General features: G+C 41.1%; 8 protein-coding genes. 3 read left to right on the plus strand and 5 right to left on the minus strand.

Annotated elements, in window-relative coordinates:
* The 4 genes from ACGHCK_RS11230 to ACGHCK_RS11245 all read right to left on the minus strand — a co-directional run.
* Positions 1 to 234, minus strand: a 234-nt coding sequence (locus ACGHCK_RS11230) for a hypothetical protein (RefSeq protein ID WP_394304571.1), incomplete at its 3' end; no start/stop codon positions are given.
* Positions 221 to 940 carry an orotidine-5'-phosphate decarboxylase gene (gene pyrF, locus ACGHCK_RS11235; RefSeq protein ID WP_251423989.1) on the minus strand — a complete coding sequence of 240 codons (720 nt, stop codon included), beginning with the start codon at positions 938 to 940 and terminating at the stop codon, positions 221 to 223. The genes pyrF and ACGHCK_RS11230, both read right to left, overlap by 14 nt.
* Positions 933 to 1868 carry a dihydroorotate dehydrogenase gene (locus tag ACGHCK_RS11240; RefSeq protein ID WP_271328624.1) on the minus strand — a complete coding sequence of 312 codons (936 nt, stop codon included), beginning with the start codon at positions 1866 to 1868 and terminating at the stop codon, positions 933 to 935. The genes pyrF and ACGHCK_RS11240 overlap by 8 nt, the downstream gene beginning before the upstream one ends.
* On the minus strand, positions 1868 to 2674 hold the full coding sequence (locus tag ACGHCK_RS11245) for a dihydroorotate dehydrogenase electron transfer subunit (RefSeq protein WP_271328625.1): 807 nt from the start codon (positions 2672 to 2674) through the stop codon (positions 1868 to 1870). Before ACGHCK_RS11245 ends, ACGHCK_RS11240 begins: the two co-directional genes overlap by 1 nt.
* A 441-nt stretch (positions 2675 to 3115) precedes the next feature.
* On the opposite strand from ACGHCK_RS11245, the gene ACGHCK_RS11250 reads away from it, so the two are divergent.
* Genes ACGHCK_RS11250 through ACGHCK_RS11260 form a run of 3 tightly spaced genes read left to right on the plus strand, consistent with a single transcriptional unit; the run spans position 3116 to position 6263 of the window.
* Complete coding sequence (locus tag ACGHCK_RS11250; protein ID WP_202230967.1) at positions 3116 to 4345, plus strand: SPFH domain-containing protein; 1230 nt, start codon at positions 3116 to 3118, stop codon at positions 4343 to 4345.
* 20 nt (positions 4346 to 4365) lie between these two features.
* A complete protein-coding gene (locus ACGHCK_RS11255) occupies positions 4366 to 5466 on the plus strand; it encodes a TFIIB-type zinc ribbon-containing protein (RefSeq protein WP_202230966.1) in 1101 nt (366 codons plus the stop codon).
* Positions 5463 to 6263: a TPM domain-containing protein gene (locus ACGHCK_RS11260; protein ID WP_251423983.1), complete on the plus strand. Its 801-nt coding sequence runs from the start codon at positions 5463 to 5465 to the stop codon at positions 6261 to 6263. The genes ACGHCK_RS11255 and ACGHCK_RS11260 overlap by 4 nt, the downstream gene beginning before the upstream one ends.
* Before the next feature lie 28 nt (positions 6264 to 6291).
* On the opposite strand, the gene ACGHCK_RS11265 is transcribed toward ACGHCK_RS11260, so the two are convergent.
* Complete coding sequence (locus tag ACGHCK_RS11265; protein ID WP_251423978.1) at positions 6292 to 6825, minus strand: rRNA large subunit pseudouridine synthase E; 534 nt, start codon at positions 6823 to 6825, stop codon at positions 6292 to 6294.
* Positions 6826 to 7005 lie beyond the last annotated feature (180 nt).

Consider the following 7005-nt stretch of genomic DNA (forward strand, 5'->3'; position numbering starts at 1 on the left):
CTTAGAAAACGGATTTTGCTCCAACAAATCCTTGTCAAACGCAACTAAAAAAGCTGTCCTAAGACAACTTTTCACACACTGCTGTAACTCATTTTTTAGCGAGTACCACCGCAGAGTTGACAGAGCCATAAAAACGCTTAAGACAGCTAAACACCACTGTCGCCAAGCGTTTTTATTCTTATATTCTGGTCTGCCTTTGTTCCAGTTGCACTTTTCTTTTCTAAAAGTGACCATTCCACTCGTTTTTAATTGTTTGATAGGCTTGCATCGGATTTTCGGTACGAGTGATTGGGCGTCCAACAACAATATAATCTGAACCAATAGTACGTGCTTCTTCTGGTGTTACGACACGTTTTTGATCCCCTTTAGCAGCCCCTGCCGGACGGATACCTGGCGTCAAGCAGATAAAGTCTGGACGTGTTACACTTTTAATCTTTTGGACCTCATGAGCTGAACATACAACACCGTCTAAGCCTGCCTCATCCGTACACTTAGCATAGTGTAGAACAGATTCTTCCAAACTTGTCATAATCATCTGATCATGTTGCATACTTTCTTGACTTGTTGAAGTCAGCTGAGTGACAGCAATCAAATCTGCAACCTTTTCTCCTGCCGGTGTGCCAGCTATCAGACCTTCCTTAGCTTGTTGCATCATTTCAATCCCACCAGCAGCATGCACATTAATCATATCTATTCCTAAGCGTGCTAAACCCTTCATGGCTGAGCCAACTGTATTTGGAATATCATGGAGTTTCAAATCTAAGAAGACATCATGTCCTTGGAATTTAAGGAAATCCACAACAACAGGCCCTTCTTGATAGAGGAGTTCCATTCCCACTTTTACATAGAGTTTTTCGTGATCATCAAAGCGCAATAAAAAATTCTTTACATCGCGTAAGCTTGGGAAGTCGAGGGCAACCATTGGTCTTGATTCATGCATTTTGTTTTTTCTCCTTTTTTACTTCTTTACGTAATTCTTCTAAACTTTCAATCCCATACTTATCCATAAGTTCAGGAAGTTCATTAATAATTTTCGGACACACATAGGGATCAGAAAAGTTTGCTGTCCCCACTGCAACCGCACTTGCACCTGCCAAATAAAATTCAAGAACATCTTGCGCAGTCATTACACCACCCATTCCGATAATCGGTAAATCCACTGCTTGTGCCACTTGGTGCACCAATTTTAAAGCTACTGGTTTAATTGCTGGACCTGAGAGACCACCTGTAATGTTGGCTAAGATAGGTTTACGAGTCTGCAGATCGTAACGCATTCCCATTAAAGTATTAATCATTGTAATCCCATCAGCTCCCGCCGTTTCTACAGCTTGAGCGATTTCCACGATGTCTGTAACATTTGGTGAGAGTTTGACATATAAAGGTACATCTGCTACTTCCTTACAAGCCTTGACCAAATCATGAGCAACCTTAGGATCTGTACCAAAGGCTTGTCCGCCATGCTTGACATTAGGGCAAGAAATGTTGAGCTCGATAGCTTTAACATTTGGGGCTGCCCCTATTTTATTGCAGACAGCTACATAATCATATTGTTCCGAACCTGCTACATTAGCGATAATAGGTAACTCAGGAAAGTTTTCATACAACCAAGGCAGTTTGTCTGATAGCACTACGTCAAGACCAGGATTTTGAAGACCAATCGCATTAAGCATGCCAGCATTTGTTTCTGCAACACGTGGCGTTGGGTTGCCGTAACGTGGTTGAAGGGTTGTAGCCTTAATCATTATGGAACCCAGCTGATTCAAATCATAATAGCGTGCATAGTCCTCACCAAAACCGAAGCAGCCTGAAGCAGGCATAATTGGATTTTTAAGCTTTAATCCGGGAAATTCCACTGCAAGTCGATTCATTATATCACTACTCCATTTCCTTTAAATACAGGCCCATCTTGACATACTTTTAAAGCATGTGTAGGGTCTTTTTTATCTGGAACAACACAAGCATAGCATGCACCAATTCCACAAGCCATACGTGCTTCCATTGACAAGTACAAACGCTCTAAACTTTCAAATTTTGTGGCAACAGCCTTTAACATCATCGATGCTCCACAAGCATATACTGCATCTGCTTCTTGATCAAGCTGGTTTAATAAATGTCCAACATGACCTTGGTAACCATAAGAACCATTATCTGTTGCTACTTTTACTTGTACATTAGGAAGTTGGACGAATTGCTCTTCTAGAATCTTAACTTCTGCACGTGCAAATCCAAGTAAAACCGTAATCTGACACCCTTTTTTACTGAGTTGTTTCGCTAACTCATACAATGGTGGAACGCCTATGCCTCCACCTACGATAAGGACATGATCTGTTTCTGTTACCTCATCAACTGGAAAGCCTTTACCTAAAGGACCAAGAATATCGATGGCTTGTCCTGCAACCATTTTTGACAATAGATAAGTGCCTGTTGTTTTATCCCCTCGACGATAGAGTAATGTACACGTTTTTTCCTGCTTATTCCAACTCGAAATCGAAATCGGACGCCGTAAAAGTAAATCCTGACTGGGAACTTTTAGTTGCAAAAACTGTCCTGCTATTTCCATGTCATTTACCAAATCACCTTGCAATACCAACTCAAAAATATCTTCGGCTACTTCTTTCTGACTGACGATAAGCATTTCTTCTTGAAGCTTCATTACTCCTCCTTTTTGTAAAATGATTTTATTATCTAATCTGTTCTGCAGGTCAAGCTCACTTTGTGTGAAAGATTGACAAAGTATTGTTCCTTGCGTATTATCATTCTAAATCTGCTAAAGCAGAAAGAATGACTGAGGGGTCACAACTCGATCCGCTCCTTGCGTATTATCATTCTAATCTGCTAAAGCAGAAAGAATGATAATAAAACACCTGCAGAGACGCTGCAGGTGTACAAAAAGCATCTATCTCCTTTACCAAGCTCCTAGAAGCAGGCAAAATAAGGGAAATATAATTCATCGTATCCTTGCTAGCCTCTCTGGACTAAGTTAAAGGTTTTAAGGTATTATAACCTAAATTTTAAGGAATTACAAGAATCAATAAATCCTACTTGAGTTGTAAAAAAATCCTTTCTTTATATGGTATAATGAAAACGTGTAATTAAATAGAGATAGGAGAAAAATATGGGTATCATTAAAGCAGCAACAAGTAGCCTTGGAGGCACATTGGCCGATCAATGGCTGGAAGTCATTGAACCAGAAGATATGTCCGATCAAACCGTCATGACCAAAGGTGTCATGGTGCGCAAGGACGATAAACGCGGCAGCAATCGCAAAGGAACTTCTGATGTCATCACAGACGGATCTGTCGTGCATGTCTATCCTAATATGATGATGCTCTTAGTTGATGGTGGCAAGATTATTGACTATACCGCTGAAGAAGGTTATTATACGGTCAAAAATGACACAGCACCTTCTATGTTTAACGGCGGTCTTAAAGAATCTGTTCAAGAAGCCTTCTTTCGTTTTAAATTTGGTGGTGTGACACCCCAGAAACAAGAAGTTTACTATATTAATCTTCAAGAAATTAAAGGCATTAAGTTTGGAACAGCTACGCCTTTACAATACTTTGATAACTTCTACAATGCGGAACTCTTTCTCCGTACGCATGGAACATATTCGATAAGAATTACAGATCCTATCTTGTTCTATGCTAATGCCATTCCAAAAAATCAAACTCAAGTTGAAATTTCAGATATCAACGAACAATATCTCCAAGAATTTTTAACAGCATTGAATACGTCAATCAACCTCTACTCAGCGCAAGGTGAGCGCGTTTCTTTCCTTCCTTCAAAATCTGTTGAACTTTCAAAATATATGGCAGATACACTTGACGAAGAGTGGCGCAAGCTTCGCGGAATCGAAGTAGTCGCTGTTGCTGTAAGCTCAATCAGTTACACAGATGACAGCCAAAAACTGATCAACATGCGTAACCAAGGTGCAATGCTGGGTGATCCAAATGTGCGTGAAGGCTATATGCAAGGCGCTGTGGCTCGCGGTATCGAAGCTGCTGGAAGCAACACTGGTGGAGCCATGCAAGCTTTTATGGGAATGGGCATGGGAATGAACCAAGCTGGTGATGTTCTCGGTCAAGCCAGTGCCTCAAATCAAGCCCAAATGGCTCAACAAGAAAAGACTGCATCAAAATCGGAAAATACTTGGACATGCTCCGCTTGTGGCACAGAAAACACAGGAAAATTCTGTTCAAACTGTGGGGAGAAAAAACCTGAAGCAACAGCCAACTTAAAGATTGAAATGGCTTGTTCAGCCTGTAATGCTGTCGTTAATTTAGCGAATGGTGTGCCAAAATTCTGTCCGGAATGTGGTCAACCTTTCGTTGCCAAGCCTTTATAAAGAACAGAAAGAGGTAAATTATGAGCCAGTCGAAGGTTCTCACCCATCTCTGTCCTAACTGTGGCGGCCCTCTCTTATTTGACCCTAAAAGTCAAAAGTTTCATTGTCAGTATTGCTTATCTAGCTTTACGGAAGAGGAAGTTACTGCCTTTGAAGCTAAACAAGAAGACAAGGGACTATCAGAAGAAAGTGCTCCAGATGTTCCTCTAGAACCTGATCATTCAGAAACACAGATTGACGATCAGGTTGGGCTCTTTGTTTGCCCTTCTTGCGGTGCTGAGATTGTAACAGAGGCAACTACTGCTTCTACTTTTTGCTATTATTGTCACAATCCTGTTGTGCTATCTGAACGCTTGTCTGGGAAATTCCTCCCTGAAAAGGTTTTGCCTTTTCAGATTGAGCAAAAAGAAGCTGAGGAAGCCTTTCTTAAATGGGTAGGCAAAAAGAAATTTGTCCCGAAAGATTTCTTTGATAAAAAGCAAATCAAGCAACTTCAAGGTGTATACTTTCCTTATTGGGTTGTCGGTGCAGATTTACAAGGTCAACTAGAGGCTCGTGCCAATAACATCCGTGTATGGATCGTTGGTGATTTAGAATATACGGAAACAAAGCAGTATCATATTATCCGTGAAGGTGACAGTTCTTTTCAAGATTTGGTAAAAAATGCTTTGAAAAAAAATGAGCCTGAAAAGATGGTCGGGGCCGTTCAGCCTTTTGACCTATCCAAGGCTGTTTCTTTCAAAAATCAATACCTTTCAGGTTTTTTAACTGAAAAAAGAGACATTGAGTTTGAGGAAATTAAGGAAAGAGTTGATAGCGAGCTACGCCAGTATTCTGAAGCGCTGATGCGTGACACAATCCAAGGTTATACTGCTGTTACCAGTGTCCAATCTCAACAAAGTATCAAGAATTTGGAAAGTGACTATGTGCTTTTACCCCTCTGGCTCGTCACCTATCGTCAGAAAAACAGTGACAAACTTTTCTATTACGCCATGAATGGACAGACAGGAAAAACGGCCGGAATTCTCCCTGTCGACAAGACCAGAGTTATTCTTGTGGCAGTATCTATCTTCTTTGCTGTTCTTCTCTTAGGTTTAATTGTGGGGTGGTATGTATCATGAAAAAGAAAATAACATTTTTATCCCTGTTTCTTACCTTATTTGCAGTGTTGACGCTGTTTGGCTTTTCCAAAGCAGTAGAGGCACAGCAAATAGGTATTGATGATCAGGCAGGTATTCTGGCTGGCACAACATCAGCCCTCACAGAGGAAGCCCAAAGGCTATCAGAGAAAACTAAGGCTGGTGTCTTTGTTGTTACAACAACGACCAATACACAGCCTCCAAAAGAATTTGCGGTTGATTATCTGGCTAATAAAGTCGGACAAGGCAATAATGGTATTGTTCTCCTGATTGACATGGGGCAGCGTGAAGTTTATATCTGGGCGACTGGAAATTTAAAGTACTATATCACTTCTTCTCGCATTGACTCCATCCTTGATGTTGTCCAGCCTCAGTTAAGTAATGAAAATTATCGGCAAGCTATCGAAAGCTTTTATGAACAAGTCGATCACTATTACCAGCAAGGTATCCCTGGTGGTCGTCAGTACTCGGTCAACCCAGACACAGGGGAGGTTACTTTTCATCGCTCCTTTCGTCCTGCATATATCCTAATCGCTGTTATTGCTGCACTGATTGCAGCTGGCGCATTTGTTGTTGTTCTTGTGTCTCGCTATCAGCTAAAACTAGGCGCACGCTGGAACTACGAATATCAAAAAAATGGCGCATTAAAACTCTCTAAACGTAGCGATACACTTGTAAACTCCTTCATCACGACCCGGCATATCCCTCGGAATAATGATTCTAGCGGTGGGGGCTTCTCTGGTGGCGGAGGCGGTTCCGGGGGTGGACGCAGTTTTTAAGCAACTAAAAAAGAGCCTTTGCTCTTTTTTAGTTTATTATTTTATATTTACCTAAGGGAAGAGAGCCTAACTCATAATCACCGATTTTTGTACGTATCAAACGTAATGTTGGAAAGCCTACATTGGCAGTCATTCGACGTACTTGGCGGTTTTTTCCTTCTTTGATGGAAATTTCAACCCAACTTGTGGGTATTGATTTTCGCTCACGAATCGGTGGCGTTCTCTCCCACAGCCATTCGGGTTCTGAAACTCGTCTAACTTTTGCCGGAAGGGTTTTGCCATCCTTGAGCAGCACACCAGCACGCAGTTTTTGAGCTGCTTCTTCTGTAAACTCTCCTTCTACCTGTACAAGATAGGTCTTATAAGATTTGGACTTTGGGTCAGTGAGCTTATGATTTAACTTCCCATCATCGGTCAGTAAAAGCAAGCCTTCACTGTCTTTATCTAACCTTCCTGCAGCATATACATTAGGAATGTCAATATAATCTTTCAGTGTCTTACGATTGTCAGTATCAGTAAATTTTGTGAGTACGTCAAAGGGTTTATTAAATAGTAATATCATCTTCTCTATTGTACCAAAAGTGACCCAGCTTCGCACCTTCCATAAAGAAAATGGGCTCTGTCAACTCTGCGGTGGTAATCGCTAAAAATGAGTTAGAGTGAGTATGAGAAAGTTGCCTTGGGGCAGCTTTTTTTTAGTGCTTCTTGACAAGAATTTGTTGGAGTAAAATCCGTTTTCTGA

It is taken from the genome of Lactococcus muris, assembly GCF_042849115.1.
Taxonomy (GTDB): domain Bacteria; phylum Bacillota; class Bacilli; order Lactobacillales; family Streptococcaceae; genus Lactococcus; species Lactococcus muris.